General features: G+C 49.7%; 1 protein-coding gene. It reads left to right on the top strand.

Annotation, left to right across the window (positions count from 1 at the left end; translation table 11 throughout):
* Window positions 1-229 (top strand): YiiX/YebB-like N1pC/P60 family cysteine hydrolase (locus ACU8YC_RS27990; RefSeq protein WP_446896392.1); only part of this gene is annotated, 229 nt, incomplete at its 5' end.
* Window positions 230-439: the final 210 nt, after the last annotated feature.

Genomic DNA, 439 nt, shown 5'->3' on the forward strand with positions numbered 1-439 from the left:
GCATAAACTGTACCATACGGGGTTTGATTACGAGTGTTCCCGGCAATTTTGTTCAAAGTTCGTGGCTGATATTTACAGTGATGCGTTGGGTGTTCAGGTTGGCAGCGTGGAGACCTTTTTCCAGTTACTGAAAAATAACCCGGGAGCCGAGCTGCTGTTCTTGCGGTTCTGGTTCCTGGGCGCCATTCTGTGGGACAGAAAAACGGTCACACCCGCCAGTTTATGGTAGCATCCGGGGCTTGAGGGGATTTATGACAGTCCCAGATAGTCGCTTTCTGTTCGGGCGTTTAGTAAATGAGCGTTCTTCGTTTTATTGCAACGTCCCCCTTTGATCAAGGATAGCGTTGCATAGTCCCGTTGAAATCACTGCTCTCTGCGGACGTTCGTATAATTTTTGGCCGACGTGGAATTGCAGCAGCGCTTTTGATGGGATGTCGCC

The sequence above is a fragment of the Citrobacter sp. VF227 genome, assembly GCF_052950715.1.